The organism is Pseudomonas sp., assembly GCF_030684895.1.
GTDB lineage: Bacteria > Pseudomonadota > Gammaproteobacteria > Pseudomonadales > Pseudomonadaceae > Aquipseudomonas.
Genome location: NZ_JAUXXP010000034.1, coordinates 1 through 15,268, shown reverse-complemented (window position 1 = coordinate 15,268; position 15,268 = coordinate 1). Strand labels below are relative to the sequence as shown.

The following is a 15,268-nucleotide window of genomic DNA, read 5'->3' as shown; positions in this document are numbered from 1 at the left end:
CAAGTGTCAGCTCACCCTCAATCCACTCCAACAAAGCCCCCCGTCTGATGCTGCCAAAGGCGCGCATAGAGGCCGCCTTGGGCGATCAGCTGACTGTGGCTGCCGGTTTCGATAATGCGACCCTGGTCGATCACTACTAATCGATCCATGCGCGCGATGGTCGATAGGCGGTGGGCGATGGCGATCACCGTTTTGCCGTGCATCAGGGTATCCAGGCTTTCCTGGATAGCCGCTTCGATTTCCGAGTCCAGTGCCGAGGTGGCTTCGTCCAGCACCAGGATCGGTGCGTCCTTGAGCAGCACGCGGGCGATGGCGATGCGTTGCCGCTGGCCGCCGGAGAGTTTCACCCCGCGCTCGCCGATCTGCGCGTCGAAACCATGGCCGCCCATGCCGTCGTCCAGTAGTGGGATAAAGCTGTCGGCGCGGGCCTTGCGCACGGCATCGAGCAATTGCTCTTCGCTGGCGCCAGGTTTGCCGTAGAGCAGGTTGTCGCGGATTGAGCGGTGCAGCAGCGAGGTGTCCTGGGTCACCATGCCGATCTGCGCGCGCAGGCTTTCTTGAGTCACTCCGGCGATGTTCTGACCATCAATGAGGATGCGCCCGCTCTCCAGGTCGTAGAGGCGCAGCAGCAGGTTGGCCAGGGTTGATTTGCCGGCGCCGGAAGGGCCGACCAGGCCGATCTTCTCGCCGGGTGCCACCGTCAGGCTCAAACCGGCGATTACCCCGTGGCGCTTGCCGTAGTGAAAGTGAATGTTGTCGAACTGCACGGCGCCCTGGCTAACGTGCAGCGGCTTGGCCTCGGTCTGGTCGAGCACCTGGCGCGGCTGGACGATGGTTTGCATGCCGTCCTGCACGGTGCCGACGTTTTCAAAAATGCCGTTGACCACCCACATGATCCATTCAGCCATGCCGTTGATGCGGATCACCAAGCCAAGCGCCAGGGCAATCGCGCCAGTGCTGATCAGTTGCTGATCCCACAACCACAGGGCCAGCGCGCCGGTGCCGACGATCAGCAGGCCGTTGAGGCAGGTAATCAGGAAGTCCAGGGTGGTGATGATGCGTGATTGCAGGCGGAATTTTTCAAGCAGCTCCTGCATGGCGTCGCGGGCGTAATGCTCCTCAACTTGGGTGTGGGCAAACAGTTTGAGGGTGGTGATGTTGCTGTAGCCGTCGACCACTCGGCCCATGACTTTTGACCGTGCGGCTGAGGCTGCAGCAGAGCGCTGCTTGATCCGTGGCACGAAGTACCAGAGTGCCGCGCAGTAACCAATAATCCACAGCAGCAGCGGGGCAATCAGGCGCAGGTCGGCTGCTGCGAACAGGTACAGCGCACTGGCGGCATACACCAGCACATGCCAGAGCGCGTCGACCACTTGCATGGCGGAGTCGCGCAGCGAAGGGCCGGTCTGCATGATGCGCTGGGCGATACGCCCGGCGAAGTCGTTCTGGAAGAAGTTCAGGCTCTGTTTGAGCACATAGCGATGGTTCTGCCAGCGGATTAGATTGGTCAGGCCAGGATTGATGGTCTGGTGCGTCAGCAGGTTGTGCAGACCGAACACCAGCGGACGGATCACCAGCGCCACCAGCAGCATCCACAGCAGGGTGTTCTGGTGCTGCTCGAAGAACTCACCACTCGGGGTGGTCTGGGTCATGTCGATCAGTTGGCCGAGGAAGCTGAACAGCGCCACTTCGATCAAGGCGGCGACGAAGCCGACCACCAGCACGGCGATCATCAGCGGCCAGACCTGCCTCAGGTAGTGAGCGTAGAAGGCCAGCATGCCGGCCGGCGGTTCGACGTCGGGGCTGGCTTTAAAGGCATCGATCAGGTTTTCAAAACGACGGAACAGCATGTCAGGCATCCTGCCTAAATCAGGGAGTAGCGCCGGATTCTAACCAGTTTGCCAGGGTGGGTGTTGCGCAGAAAAAGCAGACGGGCTTTAACGCGCGGAGTGAGCAGGCCCACTCCGCGGGGGGCTATCAGAGACGCTTGGCTTCAGTGATCAGCACGGGCTCACGCGGCACGTTCTGATGGCCGCCACGGTTGGCGGTCGGCACCTGAGCGATCTTGTCGACCACGTCCATGCCCTTTACCACCTTGCCGAACACCGCATAACCGAAGTCGCGCGAGCCGTGGTCGAGGAAGGCGTTGTCCTTGTGGTTGATAAAGAACTGGCTGGTGGCGGAGTCGCGTACCTGGGTACGGGCCATGGCCAGGGTGCCGCGCACGTTGTGCAGGCCGTTGTCGGCTTCGTTCTTGATCGGTGCCTGGGTGTCTTTCTGCTGCATGTCGGCATCAAAACCGCCGCCTTGCACCATAAAGCCTGGAATCACGCGGTGGAACTGGGTGCCGGCGTAGTAGCCGCTGTCGACGTAGGCAAGGAAGTTGGCGGTACTGATCGGCGCCTTGTCGGCATCCAGTTCGATCTCGATTTCACCGAGGCTGGTGGTCAGCAGCACTTTCGGGTTTTCGGCGGCCAGCAGGCTGCCGGCAAACAGGATGGAGCAGGCGGCGAGGGTGAGGGTCTTGAACATGCGGGTAGTCCTTATTGTGGCTGGGCAGTGGGGGCGGCTTGTTCGACTTCGGCAAGGAAGGCGAGCAGGCTGCTGTTGAAATGTTCGGGTTGGTCCAGCGGTGTGGCGTGACGCGAATCTTCGATCACCAGCAGGCGCGCATTAGGCATTTCGTCAACGTAAGCCTGCTTCTGCGCCACCGGGGTGTAGTCGCGGTCGGCCGTGACCACCAGGGTCGGACAGCTGATCCGCGCCAGGTGTTCCCGCACGCCCCAACCGATAATCGCATCCAGGCTGGCCAGGTAAGCACGCTTGTTGTTCTGCGGCCAGCGCGCCAGGATTTTCTGCCGCAGCTCTGCCTGCTCTGGTTTGGGGAACAGCAGCTTGCCCAGGGCCTTGGCAATGGTATCGAGGCTGAGCAGGCGCGACAGGCTCCAGCGCTTGGCGATCTCGATATAGTCGCGCGGGCTTTTCGCCTTCACTTCCGGGCCGCTGTTGACGATGCACAGGCTCTTCAGCAGTTCGGGGCGATCGACGCCCAGTTGAAAACCGATCATGCCGCCCATGGAGATGCCCACCAGATGCACCTGCGGCAGTTGCAGGTGCTCAATCAGCGCCGCTACATCCTCGGCAAAACCCTGGATGCTGTAGCGTTCGCGGGGCTTGTCCGAGCGACCATGGCCGCGCACATCGAGGGCGATAACCCGGTAGTGACGAGCCAACTCGGGAATCTGGTATTCCCAGTCGCGGGTGCTCGAACCGAGGCCGTGGACCAGCAGCACGGGCGCGCCATGGCCGTATTCTTCGTAGTGCAGCTGGCAGTCGTCATTATTGAAATAGGACATCTGCTGGACTCCTTATCAGGCCGAGGGCAGGGGCGCAGCAAAGGCTGCATGCAAAGGGACGGCATCGAAGCGCTGGATCAGCTCGACAAGAATCTGCGTGGCCGGGCCCAGGGGTTTGTCCTTGTTCGAGTACAGGTAGAACAGTGGGTTGCGGCTGCCGCCCTGATCCAGCAGCAGGGGCTTGAGCAGGCCGTCCTTGAGCTCGCGCTCGATCAGGTGGCGCGGCAACCAGGCAAAGCCCAGGCCATTGCTGACAAAGGTGGCGGCGGTGGCCAGGCTGCCAACCGTCCAGCGTTGTTCGGCGCCGAGCCAGCCAACATCGCGCGGTTGCTGGCGACCGGAATCGCGGATTACCACCTGCATCTGGGCCTCCAGGTCCTGGAAGGTTACGACGCGCTGCAGGCGGTGCAGCGGGTGTTCCGGGTGGGCGACGGCGACAAACTCCACGGTACTCATTTCAGCGCCGAGAAAACCGGGAATATTTAGCGCGCTGATGGCCAGGTCAGCCATGCCGTCCTTGAGCACTTCTTCCACCCCGGACAGCACTTCTTCGCGCAGGCGCACGCGGCAACCACGGCTTTGCGGCATAAACGCGGTCAGTGCGCGCACCAGGCGGGCGTTGGGGTAGGCGGCATCGACCACCAGGCGTACTTCGGCTTCCCAGCCCTGTTCCATATGGTGAGCCAGGTCTTCTAGCTGGCTGGCCTGTTTGACCAATTGCCGCGAGCGGCGCAGCAGCACGTCACCCGCTTCGGTGAGCACCGCCTTGCGCCCGTCGATACGCAGCAGCGGCACGCCCAGCTGCTCCTGCATACGTGCCACGGTATAGCTGACCGAGGATTGCGAGCGGTGCAGCACCTCGGCCGCCTGGGCAAAGCCGCCATGATCGACCACCGCCTGCAGGGTGCGCCACTGATCGAGGGTTACGCGGGGGGCTTTCATATTCAGTTCCTGTGCTCGCTCAAGTTCCAGGGTGCCAATGCCAGCGTAATCAACCTAAACTGGCCGTCTTTTGCTGGAGACTGCCCTGATGAAAAAGCTTTGTTGTGCGCTGCTTGCCTGCTTGCCGCTGACTGTGATGGCCTACCCGATCGAGGTGGAGAAACAGCTCAATGGCGCTGAAGTCTCGGCCACCACCCAGGAAATCGACCACAACATGGGCGCCGTGCAGCTGTACAACTATGGCCGCAGCGACGCCAAGTGCACGGCACTGTTTCGCAACGGCCCGGAAGCGCCGCGCACCCGTAAGGTCAGCCTGGCGGCCGGTGAAAGCAGCAACCTGGCGGTGAAGTTCAGCCGCAGCATTATCAAGTTGCGGGTCAAACTGACCTGCGAGCTCAGCTAGCCAGTAGTGGCCGCAACAGCCCAGAGACTAAGCGCGGGCTGGCTATAAATCAAATTATTAGATTGTTTGGCGCAGGTATTTGCGCTTTTTAATCGGATTGTGCGCTCCTATTCTTTACCCATCGACGTTCAACAACCCTTCGATGGAGCACACAACATGGCAAACGTCCTGGTAATTGAAAGCAGCGCCCGTCAGCAAGGTTCGGTTTCGCGTCAGCTGACTGCGCAATTTATCGCCAACTGGTCGGCTGCCAACCCGGCCGATCAGATCAAGGTGCGTGACCTTGCGGTTGATCAGGTGCCGCACCTGGACGCCAACCTGCTGGGCGGCTGGATGACCCCGGCCGGGCAGCAGAGTGAAGCCGAGCAGGCAGCGCTGGCGCTGTCCAACCTGCTCACCGACGAGCTGCTGGCCGCCGATGTGCTGGTGCTGGCTGCGCCGATGTACAACTTCGCCATCCCCAGCACCCTGAAAGCCTGGCTCGACCATGTGCTGCGCGCCGGGGTCACCTTCAAGTACAGCGAAACCGGCCCGCAAGGCCTGCTCAGCGGCAAGCGCGCCTTTGTTCTGACTGCTCGTGGCGGCATCTACGCTGGCGGCACCCAGGATCATCAGGAACCCTACCTGCGTCAGGCGCTGGCCTTTGTCGGTATCCACGATGTCAGCTTTATCCACGCCGAAGGCCTCAACCTGGGCGGCGACTTTATGGAAAAGGGCCTGAACCAGGCCAAGGCGCAACTGGCCCAGGCCATCTGATTTTCCGCTGCATCCTGCTCTCCTGGCGTCCGCTGCTCCTGGACGTCTCTGCCCGCTCGGCTGATGCAGTGCGGGCTTTTTTATGTCCTGCGGTTTTGCGCTGTACGGCTGTTTAAGTGCCTGGCTGTGTCGCTTTGTGGCTGTGGTCTTAACTACAAGCCAGGCAAGATGTCGGGGTTTGATTGAGCAGGGTGATGTGATGCAGCTGTCTGGGCGCGGTGTGGCGCTGTCGATTATTGCTTCGGTGTTGTTTGCGCTGGTGCCCGGCTATGTGCGGCTGTTGGCACCGCTGGATGGCTTGCAGGTGTTTGCCCAGCGGGTGCTCTGGTCGATGCCGGCAGTGTTGCTGCTGATTACCCTGTCGCGGCAATGGCCGGTGCTGCTGGCTGCCTGCGGCCGTGTGCGGCGCGAGCCGTTGCTGCTCGCCAGCTTGCCGCTGGCTGCGCTGCTGATGGGTATTCAGTGGGCGCTGTTTGTCTGGGCGCCGCTGGCCGGGCGCATGCTGGAAGTGTCGCTGGGCTATTTCCTGCTGCCGCTGGCCATGGTGCTGGCCGGGCGGGTGTTCTATGGCGAGCGACTGCGGCCGTTGCAGCGCCTGGCGGTGTTCTGCGCGTTGCTCGGCGTGGCTCATGAGCTGTGGCTGACCCAGGCGTTCTCCTGGGTGGTGATGGTCACGGTGCTGGGGTATCCGCCGTATTTTATGCTGCGCCGCTGGATGCGCCTGGACGCCTTGTCCGGCTTTGCCTTCGAGATGCTGTTTATGGCCCCGGTGGCGATCTGGCTGGTGCTGCAATGGAGCCCGCCACAATTGTTCAGCCAGGCGCCGCAGCTGTGGTGGCTGCTGCCGGGGTTGGCGATCCTCAGTTCCCTGGCGTTTGCCGCGATGATGGCCGCCAGTCGCCTCCTGCCGATGGGGCTGTTCGGCATTCTCAGTTATGTCGAGCCGGTGCTGCTGTTTCTGGTGGCGCTGCTGTTTCTCGGCGAGCAGTTCAACAGCGCGCAATGGCTGACCTACCTGCCGATCTGGCTGGCGGTGCTGCTGGTCGGCTGGGACAGTGCGCGGCTGCTGATCAAGCAGGCGCGGCAAGGGTTATAGAACGCTATCCGCAGGGTTTTCTGGCAGCACCTGATAGTGCAGTTGCACCACGCCGCTGCTGAAGCTGCGTTGTTCGTGCAGCCTCAGGCTGCGTTCCAGACCGCTGGAAAACATCGGAATACCGGCGCCCAGCAGATAGGGCTCCAGGCTGACCACCAGTTCATCAAGCAGGCCGGCGGCGAAGCAGTTGCCGGCCAGCGAGCCACCACCGACCAGCCAGATACGTTGATGGCCTTGCTCGGCCAGCTCCATCAGGGCTTCACTCGGCGTGCAGTGGCGCATGCTTACGCCCGGTGGCACGTGCTCGTGCCGATAGCGGGTCAGCACCCGACAGGGTTTGTTGGGGTAGGGCCAGGGCCCCTGGCAGTCCATCAGTGCATCGAAGGTCATGCGGCCCATCAGCAGGGCGTCGATGCCGTCATAAAAAGCGTGGTAACCGTGGTCGTCGCCAGAGGTCTGGATGGCTTCCAGCCAATCGACCCGGCCATCCGGGCGAGCGATATAGCCGTCCAGACTGGCGGCTACGTAGTAGATCAGGGTGGGTTTCATGGCGAGTCCCCAGTCACAAACGCAGGGCTCGGTTGAGGTCCCTGATCAGTGGAGTGGCAATAGGGGACAAAGTTTCCTGACGGTCTTCAGTCCAGCACGTTCTGCAAAATCTCGTAGATCAGTCCCGTAGCCAGGGTGACGAGCACCACGTCGGTGCCCACTTGCTGCCATTCGTAGCCTTCGTAGCGCGGCAGTTGGCCGAGCAGGCGATTGTCGAAGCGCTTGGCAATGCCCGGCGGCAGCGGCTTGCCACGCGCCAGGTTCTTGCGAATACCCGGCGGCAGAGACTGGGCTGGGCCGATCAGCGCGCGGTTGTCGCCAAGGATGATGCGCACCTGGCCAATGTCGATGCTCGGGCCACGTATGTCGACGCGCACATCGCTGTCATCGCCATGTTTGTGGGCTTTGTCATGTTTGGGCGCGGCTTCGGCGTTGGCGAGTGTTAGCGCCAGGCCAAGGCCGGCGAATAACAGGGGTAGCGAACGGGACATGGCAGAACTTCGTAGCGGGGTATAAACGTTGGAGGTCGGCCTGACGCTATGGTTCCTCAGGCCGTTTTCGCCGTGGTGGTGGTCATGACGCGGAGTATGGCATTGAGCAGCATGCCGTAGAGCGGCACGAACAGCAGCAGGCTGACGACCAGTTTGACCCCGTAGTCAATCGTGGCGATTTCCACCCAGTGCTCCGCCATAAACGGGTTGCTGCTGTTCCAGAAGGCCACCGAGAAGAACGCGTAGGTATCCAGCAGGTTGCCGAAGATGGTCGACACGGTGGGTGCGACCCACCACAGCGACAACCGGCGCAGGCGGTCGAACACCTGGATGTCAAGGATCTGCCCCAGCACATAGGCGAGGAAGCTGGCGATGGAGATGCGCAGAACGAACTCGTTGAACTCCAGCAGTGCGCCGAAGCCGCGGAAGCTGGCTTCCTGGAACAATACCGAGACGATGTAGGAAATCAGCAGCGCCGGCAGCATCACTCGGGCGATTACCAGGCGCGCCGTGCGTTTGCCGAGCAGGCGCACGGTCAGGTCGGTGGCCAGGAAAATAAACGGGAAGCTGAACGCGCCCCAGGTGGTGTGCCAGCCGAACAGGGTGATCGGCAGCTGCACCAGGTAGTTGCTGGCGATGATGATCAGGATGTGGAACAGCACCAGTGCAGCAAGCGCATTGCGTAGGCGCTGGGGGGAGGTAAGCAGCATGACGGAACCTTTTTGCTGAATGGGGTTAGGGAACCCATGCCATCCGGGATTGAACGGCGGCGCGCATTCTACCGGCGCGACGCGGCGCTTGCGTAGTGGCCTGACGGGAGGCGTCGATCTGCGCCGTTTTAGCCTCCTGCTGGCAGTCTGCGCACTGGGCTACAGACGCCGTTGGCCAGGCCGTTCGGGCTTTTAGCCGGCAGAACCGGTAATCTATGCCGCTGTATTGCTGATTTTTTGTCGAGGTATACCCGTGTTTTCCCAATTCGCCCTGCATGAACGCCTGCTCAAAGCCGTGGCCGAGCTTAAATTTGTCGAGCCCACCCCGGTGCAGTTGGCGGCCATTCCGCTGGCGCTGCAAGGAAAAGACCTGCGGGTTACTGCGCAAACCGGCAGCGGTAAGACCGCAGCTTTTGTGCTGCCAATGCTCAATCGTCTGCTCGGCGATGGCGCTTCCCAGCCACGCATGAGCGTACGCGCGATGATCCTGCTGCCGACCCGCGAGCTGGCACAGCAGACCCTCAAGGAAGTCGAGCGCTTCGCTCAGTTCACCTTCCTCAAGGGCGGGTTGATCACCGGTGGTGAAGACTTCAAGGTACAGGCCGCCATGCTGCGCAAAGTCGACATCCTGATCGGCACGCCAGGCCGGCTGATCGAACATGCCAACGCTGGCAATCTGCTGCTTGATGAAGTCGAAGTGCTGGTGCTCGATGAAGCCGACCGCATGCTCGACATGGGCTTTGCCGAGGACGTGCAGCGTTTGTCCGAGCTGTGCAACGCCGACCGCCAGACCCTGCTGTTCTCCGCCACCAGTGGCGGCGCAGTGCTGCGCGAAGTGGTTGGCAAGGTGCTGAAAGAGCCTGAGCACCTGCAGCTCAACCGCGTCAGCCAGCTCAATGAAGGTACCCGTCAGCAGATCATCACCGCTGACCACAACCACCACAAAGAGCGCCTGGTTGAGTGGTTGCTGAAGAACGAGACCTACGACAAGGCGATCATCTTCACCAATACCCGGGTTCAAGCCGACCGCCTGTACGGCAAGTTGGTTGCCCACGACTTCAAGACTTTTGTATTGCACGGCGAGAAGGACCAGAAAGATCGCAAGCTGGCCATCGACCGCCTCAAGCAGGGCGCGGTGAAGATTCTGGTGGCCACCGATGTCGCCGCCCGTGGCCTGGATGTTGACGGTCTGGACCTGGTGATCAACTTCGATATGCCGCGCTCCGGCGACGAATACGTACACCGTATCGGCCGCACTGGCCGTGCCGGCGCTGAAGGTCTGGCGATTTCGCTGATCTGCCATAACGACTGGGCGCTGATGTCGAGCATTGAACGCTACCTCAAGCAGCGTTTCGAGCGCCGCAATATCAAGGACCTCAAGGGCATCTATCAGGGCCCGAAAAACCTCAAGGCGTCCGGCAAAGCAGTCGGCCCGAAGAAGAAAAAGATCGACCCGAAAACCGGCAAGAAGCTCGCCACGAAAAAGCCGGCAGCCAAGGCGCCGAAGCGCAACACCATCAACCGGCCGAAACCCGATGCGCCGGTGCTGGTCAGCCAGGACGGCCTGGCGCCGCTGAAACGCCGCGCTCCAGCCGCCGAGTAAGCCAATGGTTTGGCGTCTGGGTCTGTTCGCCGCGCTGGCTGTGGCTACGCAGGCGCAGGGCGCGGTACACAAATGCATGCAGCCTGACGGTGTGGTGCTCTACACCGATCAGCCCTGCAGCATCGCGCATAGCAACCTGGCCTTGAGTGTCAGCGACTACGCCAGCTACCCGCCGCTGCTGCAGGGTGTCGCGCAGCTCTGGCACGAACGGGTTCAGCCGCTGCTGGTCGGGGTTGATGTGCTGTCTGTGCTCGCGCTGGTTTACGGGCTGATGAGCCTGATCTGTTTTATCGCCTACTACCGCGACAAACAATTCGCCATCAAAGGCCAGCAGCGCACACCCGAGGCGCGCCTGCATCTGTATGAGTTATTGGGCGGCTGGCCCGGCGGGTTGCTGGCGCAGCGGCTGATTCGCCACAAGAACCGCAAGCTGAGCTATCAGCTGCTGTTCTGGTTGATCGTCCTACTGCACCTGTCCCTAGCAGGGCTGGTGCTCTGGTTGATCAATACGCCAGCAGGCGGCTGAAGACGGCGGGCTATCCGCCGTCTGCTGCTTGATCCTTACTTCGGTACGATCAAAATCTTGCCATCGCGCTCGCCGCTGGCGGCTGCTGCCACGGCCTGCTTGATCTCGCTGACGTCATAGGTTGCAGCCACTCGGGTATGCAGTTTGCCGCTGGCGATCAGTTGCACCAGTTCGCCAAATACCTTCATCTGCTCGGCCTGGCTGGCGTTCTGGAACCACTTGGCCAACCAGAAGCCGCGCAGGCTGACATCGCGAAACACGAAGGACGCTGGCGATACCTGACACGGCTGGCGGCTCATCATCCCGTAGTTAACCAGCACGCCGCCTTCGCACAGGCTGGCAGCCAGGTGATCGGTGGACTCGCCGCCCACGGCATCGATGCCCAGGCGCACACCTGCGCCGCCAGAGGCTGCGCGTACGCGCTTGGCCAGGTCCGGGCCATCGACCAGCACCACGTCACCGCCTTCGGCCTCAACGCCGGCCACTGCCGACTCACGGCGTACCACGTTGATGGTTTTGAAGCCGCGCAGCTTGGCCAGCTGGATCAGGTAGCTGCCGACGCCGGAGTTGGCAGCGTTCTGGATAACCCAGTCGCCGGGCTTGAGGTCGACGAACTGGCTGAGCATCAAGGATGCAGTCGGTGGGTTGACCGTGAGCATCGCCAGCTGCTGCGGGTCGGCTTCGGGCAGGGGAATAAGTTTATTGGCCGGTGCGTTCAAATGGCTGACCCAAGTGCCGCAACCCACCGGCAACAGCACCATCTGGCCAACCTTCAGGTTGCCGACCTCGGCGCCTAGCGCTTCTACCCGGCCAACGCCTTCGTTGCCGCCAATGGCTGGCAGCGGCGGCAGCATGCCGTATTCACCGGTGAGGGTCAGCACGTCGGATGGGTTGATCGGCGCAGCCAGCACCTTGATGCGTACCTGGCCGGCGCCAGGCTCTGGCAGTTGCAGTGCCACAGCGGCAATTACTTCGTGAGGTTGCGGGCCGCGTTGTTGGTATTCGGCTTTAAGCATAAAGGTTCTCCAGTGGGCAGCGACTGACTCAGGTGGGTCGAGTCTAGCCCTGTATGTGCCTTGGGCGACTAATTCGGATTAATCGATGTCAGTGATAGAACAATGCAGAGTCAGGCCATAGCCGGCTATGCTGGGCGCTGGTTCAACTCGGGTATCACCATGAAGTGGTTGTGGGTCTGTTGTTTGTTGTCGTGCAGCCTGAACGTGTCGGCGCAAGCCTTGCGCGTAGGCTTTGGCACGCACAAACCGCCGTATATCTTCGAGAACGAAGCCCGCGGCCTTGAGTACGATATCGTGATGACTGCTGCGCAACGCGGCGGGCTGGAGCCGGTGGCGCATTACGCGCCGATGGAGCGCTTGAACCTGATGCTGAGCAAGGGCCAGATCGACGCTATTGCCACCACCAATGAGCGCAGCGGAGGTTCGATTTTCTATTCGGATGCCTATATCCGCTACCAGAACGTTGCGGTGGCCTTGCGCTCGCGAAACCTGGATATCCAGCGCATCAGTGACCTGGTTGGCTACTCGGTGAATGCCTTCCAGCGTGCGCGTTTTCTGCTCGGCAGCGAGTATCAGGCCATGGCTGAAAACAACCCGCGCTACCGCGAGGAGGCCTTTCAGATTGCCCGTAATCGCATGCTCTACAGCGGCCGGGTGGATGTGGTGGTGACGGACATGCGCATCCTGCGCTACTTCAACCGCGAGGTGTACACCCAGGTTGATGTGACCCAGCCGCTGACCCTGTATCCAATATTTCCGCCAACCGACTACAAGCTGGGTTGCCGCGAGCAGGCCCATTGCGAGCGCTTCAATCAGGGCTTGGCAGCGATTCGGGAAAGTGGCGAATACACCACCATCGAGCGCCGCTACGCCATGCACTGACGGCGTCTGGATGCCGTCAGTGCTTCAATTGCTTATGGCGTGGGCGCAACTTTGTCGAGATTTTCCTGAGTTGCCAGCAGTTCCGCTTCGGTCGCCAGCGGCTTGCTGCTGACGCTGAAGTCGACAATCTCGATAGCGCCCTGGCCCTGACCCAGCAGGTGGAAGGAGAACGCCTTGCGTGCAGTGAGGTTGTCGAAGCTAAAACTGACTTCGACGGGTTTGTCACGGGTCAGCAGCGGCAGTTGCGGGATCGTCAGGTCGACGTTGCGGTCGTATTCCTTGGTTTTCAACTGCAGCGTGGCACCGTTTTTATCCATACGCAGGGCGCGAATTTTCAGGGTTACTGTGGTCTGGGTGTCCTTGCCCAGGGTCAGGTATTGCGCGCCCACCAGGTTGTCGGCCCAGTCATCGCTGACGCTGGGTTTGAGTTTCACCGGTCGCTGGTTGGCAAACTGGTAGCGCTGCTCGGCCTGGTCGCCGTGGCTTAGGGATTGGTCAAGCAAGGCCGCCTGCTGGCTGATCAGGCGCGCCGGTTTGCCGCTAAAACGGCCCAGGTAGCGTGCGCTGTCGGCAATAAAACCAGGGCTGGCGTAGCGCCGGCAGACATTCTGGAAGTCGCACTCGGTCAGCGTGCCCTGGCCGTCATGCTGGCGCAGCAGGCCATTGGTGTAGGAGATGATCTCGCGGCCTGTAGCGTAGTCGCGCAGCAATGAGCGCCCGGCAATATTGGCCGGTACCGGGAAGGCGAAGTAGTCGAGCACTGAGGCTGTCAGGTCAACATGGCCATACACGCCCTGCTTAAGTGCCGGCAGCTGCGCCTGTTCAGGGGCCAGTAGCAGGTTGAAGCCCCAGGCCGAGGCCAGGCGTACGTTCTCCACACCGTGGGATTCATCCGAGGTGACGATCACCAGGGTGTCTTTCATCACCCCCTGTTTTTCCAGTGCGTTGAGGAAGTCGGCGACGGCATCGTCCAGGTAGGCAATCGCCGCCATCTTGGCATTGGGGTGGCGGTCGAGGTAGTCCTGCGGAGCGGAGTAGGGTTGGTGAGTGCCAACGGTCAGCAGGGTCAGCATCCAGGGTTGGCGCTTTTTGCGCAGCTGCTGCACGTAACCCAGGGCGCCTTCGAAGTAGGCCTTGTCGTCCATGCCCCAGGGGAATTCGATATAGGGCTTGTTCTTGAACCAGTCGCGGCCCAGGGTCTGGTCGAAACCCATCTGCGGCATGATCTGATCTTTGGCCATAAAGCGCAGCCCGGCACCTTGTAGAAAGTGCGTGCTAAGGCCGCGTTCGCGCAGCTGTGCAGGCAGGCATTGCTCGCTGCGCGCCGGGTTGTTGAGCAGCTCAACGCCTTTCGGGGTGCCGGAGTCGAGTTTGTTGTAGTCACCGCAGAGCATGGCGTAGAGGCCGCGGATGGTCTGATGGCCATGCAGCACATAGTCAGTGGTGAGCATGCCGCGCTCGGCCCACTGGCTCAGACGTGGCATCGGGTCCTGCTCATAGCTGCTGCCGATGGCTTGGCGACTGGCTTGCAAATAAGCGCCGGTGACGCCTTCGAGGGTGATGATCAGCACGTTGCGGGCGCTGCCGGCCTGTTTGAGCAGCGGCGTGCCATGCAGGTCGAGTTGGTTCAAGCCGCTGATATCGGGTGGGCTGCTCGGTTCATCACCCGCCAGCCAGTCGGCCAGGTGTTGTTGGCCGCTATTGCTACTTTCCGCCAGCAGCTTGTGCGGCAGGTTGAATTGCAGCCATTGGGCAGCTTCGCTGGGTTTGAGTTGTTGCCCGACTGTGTGCACGGCAAACAGGGTCAGCGGTAGCAGCAGCCAGATGCGCGATAGCGCTGCCGCGCGGCGGGGTCTTTGTAAACTGCGCAGACCCAGGTAAAGCGCCACCAGTACGGCCATGGCCAAGGCCAATAGCGGTTGGCTCAAGCCGCTGCCCTGGGTCGAATGGCTGACGAATTGCGCATCGCCCAGGTATTGCAGGTCGGCCGGCTCCGGCATGCGACCCACCGCATTGACCAGCTCGGCGGTGCTCAGGGTAAAGATGCACCAGACCAGCAGCAGGGGAATGCTCAGCAGCCAGGTGCGTTGGTAAAGGAGCACCACCAGCAAGCTGCCGATTGCCAGGTCAGACAGATAGCCATAGGCATGCGACCAGCCCAGCGTGTAGCGGCTGAGCAACGGCAGGGCGAGTAATAGCAAACCGAGGGTAAGCAGGGTGCTGGAAGGCTGTCGCAGCCAATTGCAGGTAACGCGCACGGGTACTCCTGGGGCGATTGCCATCGTTCAGCAGTGGCAATGCCGAAACAGCCGCAAGATGCGGGCTGACATGATTCTGAAACAAGGTTGTGCTAAGCGCCAGAGGGCGGGGCGCAAAAGGGTAAAACAACTGATGTCGGGATGAGGAATGGCGCAGGTGATAGCGAGGGCTTATGCACTGGCCAGCGCCTTGTCATTGCGAGCAAAGCGCTGCATGGCCAGAAAGCGCTACTTTTTGCCGATGGTGATCTGCTTGGTGGTGCCGTACACCTGGCCGCTGACGCCTTTGGCAATTTGCTGAATTTCCCCGCCGGATTTCAGGAAGGCTTCGATCTGTGCGTCGATCGAGGCGCTGGTTTCCACGGCTGGAGCCGGCTTGGGTTTGCTGTTGGATGCTTTTACGCGCATGACGGCCATTAACCTATCTCAAAAATTAATTTGGCCGCGCATAATACTCGAAATGCTTGACAATTGCTTGGTAAATAAAGCTCGGATGTGGCGATATGCAGAAAGATTATTCTGTAAATAGTCCGGGTAATTAGGGAAACTCTGAAGAAGACTTCCTGATTTTGGCAAAATACCCGGATTCCACCTGCCGAGTTTTCCGATGAAGCAAATGACCTTCGCCGACGCCGAGTACGCCGGCAAGCGCAAGCAGACCCGCAAGGAGTTGTTCCTGA

15 protein-coding genes and 1 pseudogene are annotated in these 15,268 nt (G+C 61.1%); 6 read left to right on the top strand and 10 right to left on the bottom strand.

Translation table 11 applies throughout. The features are described from left to right. Positions 1–17 precede the first annotated feature (17 nt). From Q8M42_RS06620 to Q8M42_RS06605, 4 genes are all read right to left on the bottom strand, one after another. The gene (locus tag Q8M42_RS06620; RefSeq protein WP_304882669.1) at positions 18–1,850 is read right to left on the bottom strand and encodes an ABC transporter ATP-binding protein; all 1,833 of its coding nucleotides are present in this window, start codon (positions 1,848–1,850) and stop codon (positions 18–20) included. A gap of 127 nt (positions 1,851–1,977) precedes the next feature. After that, complete coding sequence (locus tag Q8M42_RS06615; RefSeq protein ID WP_304882667.1) at positions 1,978–2,532, bottom strand: peptidylprolyl isomerase; 555 nt, start codon at positions 2,530–2,532, stop codon at positions 1,978–1,980. Positions 2,533–2,543: 11 nt separating this feature from the next. Then, complete coding sequence (locus Q8M42_RS06610; RefSeq protein WP_304882665.1) at positions 2,544–3,356, bottom strand: alpha/beta fold hydrolase; 813 nt, start codon at positions 3,354–3,356, stop codon at positions 2,544–2,546. 15 nt (positions 3,357–3,371) lie between these two features. Then, on the bottom strand, positions 3,372–4,298 hold the full coding sequence (locus tag Q8M42_RS06605) for a LysR family transcriptional regulator (protein ID WP_304882663.1): 927 nt from the start codon (positions 4,296–4,298) through the stop codon (positions 3,372–3,374). A gap of 88 nt (positions 4,299–4,386) precedes the next feature. On the opposite strand from Q8M42_RS06605, the gene Q8M42_RS06600 reads away from it, so the two are divergent. The 3 genes from Q8M42_RS06600 (at position 4,387) to rarD (ending at position 6,553) form a co-directional block, all read left to right on the top strand. Beyond that, a complete protein-coding gene (locus tag Q8M42_RS06600; protein WP_304882661.1) occupies positions 4,387–4,701 on the top strand; it encodes a hypothetical protein in 315 nt (104 codons plus the stop codon). Between the two features lie 156 nt (positions 4,702–4,857). Then, the gene (locus tag Q8M42_RS06595) at positions 4,858–5,457 is read left to right on the top strand and encodes an FMN-dependent NADH-azoreductase (protein ID WP_305283782.1); all 600 of its coding nucleotides are present in this window, start codon (positions 4,858–4,860) and stop codon (positions 5,455–5,457) included. 199 nt (positions 5,458–5,656) lie between these two features. Continuing rightward, positions 5,657–6,553 (top strand): EamA family transporter RarD, encoded by an 897-nt coding sequence (gene rarD, locus Q8M42_RS06590; protein WP_305283800.1) that lies wholly within the window; start codon positions 5,657–5,659, stop codon positions 6,551–6,553. Here rarD and Q8M42_RS06585 read toward each other — a convergent pair. The 3 genes from Q8M42_RS06585 to Q8M42_RS06575 all read right to left on the bottom strand — a co-directional run bounded on the left by Q8M42_RS06585 (position 6,548) and on the right by Q8M42_RS06575 (position 8,303). Beyond that, positions 6,548–7,102 (bottom strand): dihydrofolate reductase family protein, encoded by a 555-nt coding sequence (locus Q8M42_RS06585; protein ID WP_304882655.1) that lies wholly within the window; start codon positions 7,100–7,102, stop codon positions 6,548–6,550. The genes rarD and Q8M42_RS06585 overlap by 6 nt on opposite strands. Positions 7,103–7,188: 86 nt before the next feature. Continuing rightward, positions 7,189–7,593 carry an anti-virulence regulator CigR family protein gene (locus Q8M42_RS06580; RefSeq protein WP_304882653.1) on the bottom strand — a complete coding sequence of 135 codons (405 nt, stop codon included), beginning with the start codon at positions 7,591–7,593 and terminating at the stop codon, positions 7,189–7,191. Between the two features lie 56 nt (positions 7,594–7,649). Next, the gene (locus tag Q8M42_RS06575) at positions 7,650–8,303 is read right to left on the bottom strand and encodes a 7-cyano-7-deazaguanine/7-aminomethyl-7-deazaguanine transporter (protein WP_304882651.1); all 654 of its coding nucleotides are present in this window, start codon (positions 8,301–8,303) and stop codon (positions 7,650–7,652) included. Positions 8,304–8,556: 253 nt separating this feature from the next. Between Q8M42_RS06575 and Q8M42_RS06570 the strand changes: the two genes are divergently transcribed. Next, on the top strand, positions 8,557–9,906 hold the full coding sequence (locus Q8M42_RS06570) for a DEAD/DEAH box helicase (protein WP_304882649.1): 1,350 nt from the start codon (positions 8,557–8,559) through the stop codon (positions 9,904–9,906). 256 nt (positions 9,907–10,162) lie between these two features. Then, positions 10,163–10,432, top strand: a pseudogene (locus Q8M42_RS06565) (DUF1294 domain-containing protein); the annotation flags it as partial. 35 nt (positions 10,433–10,467) lie between these two features. On the opposite strand, the gene Q8M42_RS06560 reads toward Q8M42_RS06565, so the two are convergent. Beyond that, positions 10,468–11,448: a zinc-dependent alcohol dehydrogenase family protein gene (locus tag Q8M42_RS06560; RefSeq protein ID WP_304882645.1), complete on the bottom strand. Its 981-nt coding sequence runs from the start codon at positions 11,446–11,448 to the stop codon at positions 10,468–10,470. A gap of 102 nt (positions 11,449–11,550) precedes the next feature. Here Q8M42_RS06560 and Q8M42_RS06555 point away from each other — a divergent pair, with 102 nt between their 5' ends. After that, positions 11,551–12,330 (top strand): ABC transporter substrate-binding protein, encoded by a 780-nt coding sequence (locus tag Q8M42_RS06555; protein WP_304882643.1) that lies wholly within the window; start codon positions 11,551–11,553, stop codon positions 12,328–12,330. 32 nt (positions 12,331–12,362) lie between these two features. Here the strand turns inward: Q8M42_RS06555 and Q8M42_RS06550 are convergent, their stop codons facing one another. Beyond that, positions 12,363–14,588: an LTA synthase family protein gene (locus Q8M42_RS06550; protein ID WP_304882641.1), complete on the bottom strand. Its 2,226-nt coding sequence runs from the start codon at positions 14,586–14,588 to the stop codon at positions 12,363–12,365. Positions 14,589–14,816: 228 nt separating this feature from the next. Further along, positions 14,817–15,005 (bottom strand): hypothetical protein, encoded by a 189-nt coding sequence (locus Q8M42_RS06545; protein ID WP_169852821.1) that lies wholly within the window; start codon positions 15,003–15,005, stop codon positions 14,817–14,819. Positions 15,006–15,268 lie beyond the last annotated feature (263 nt).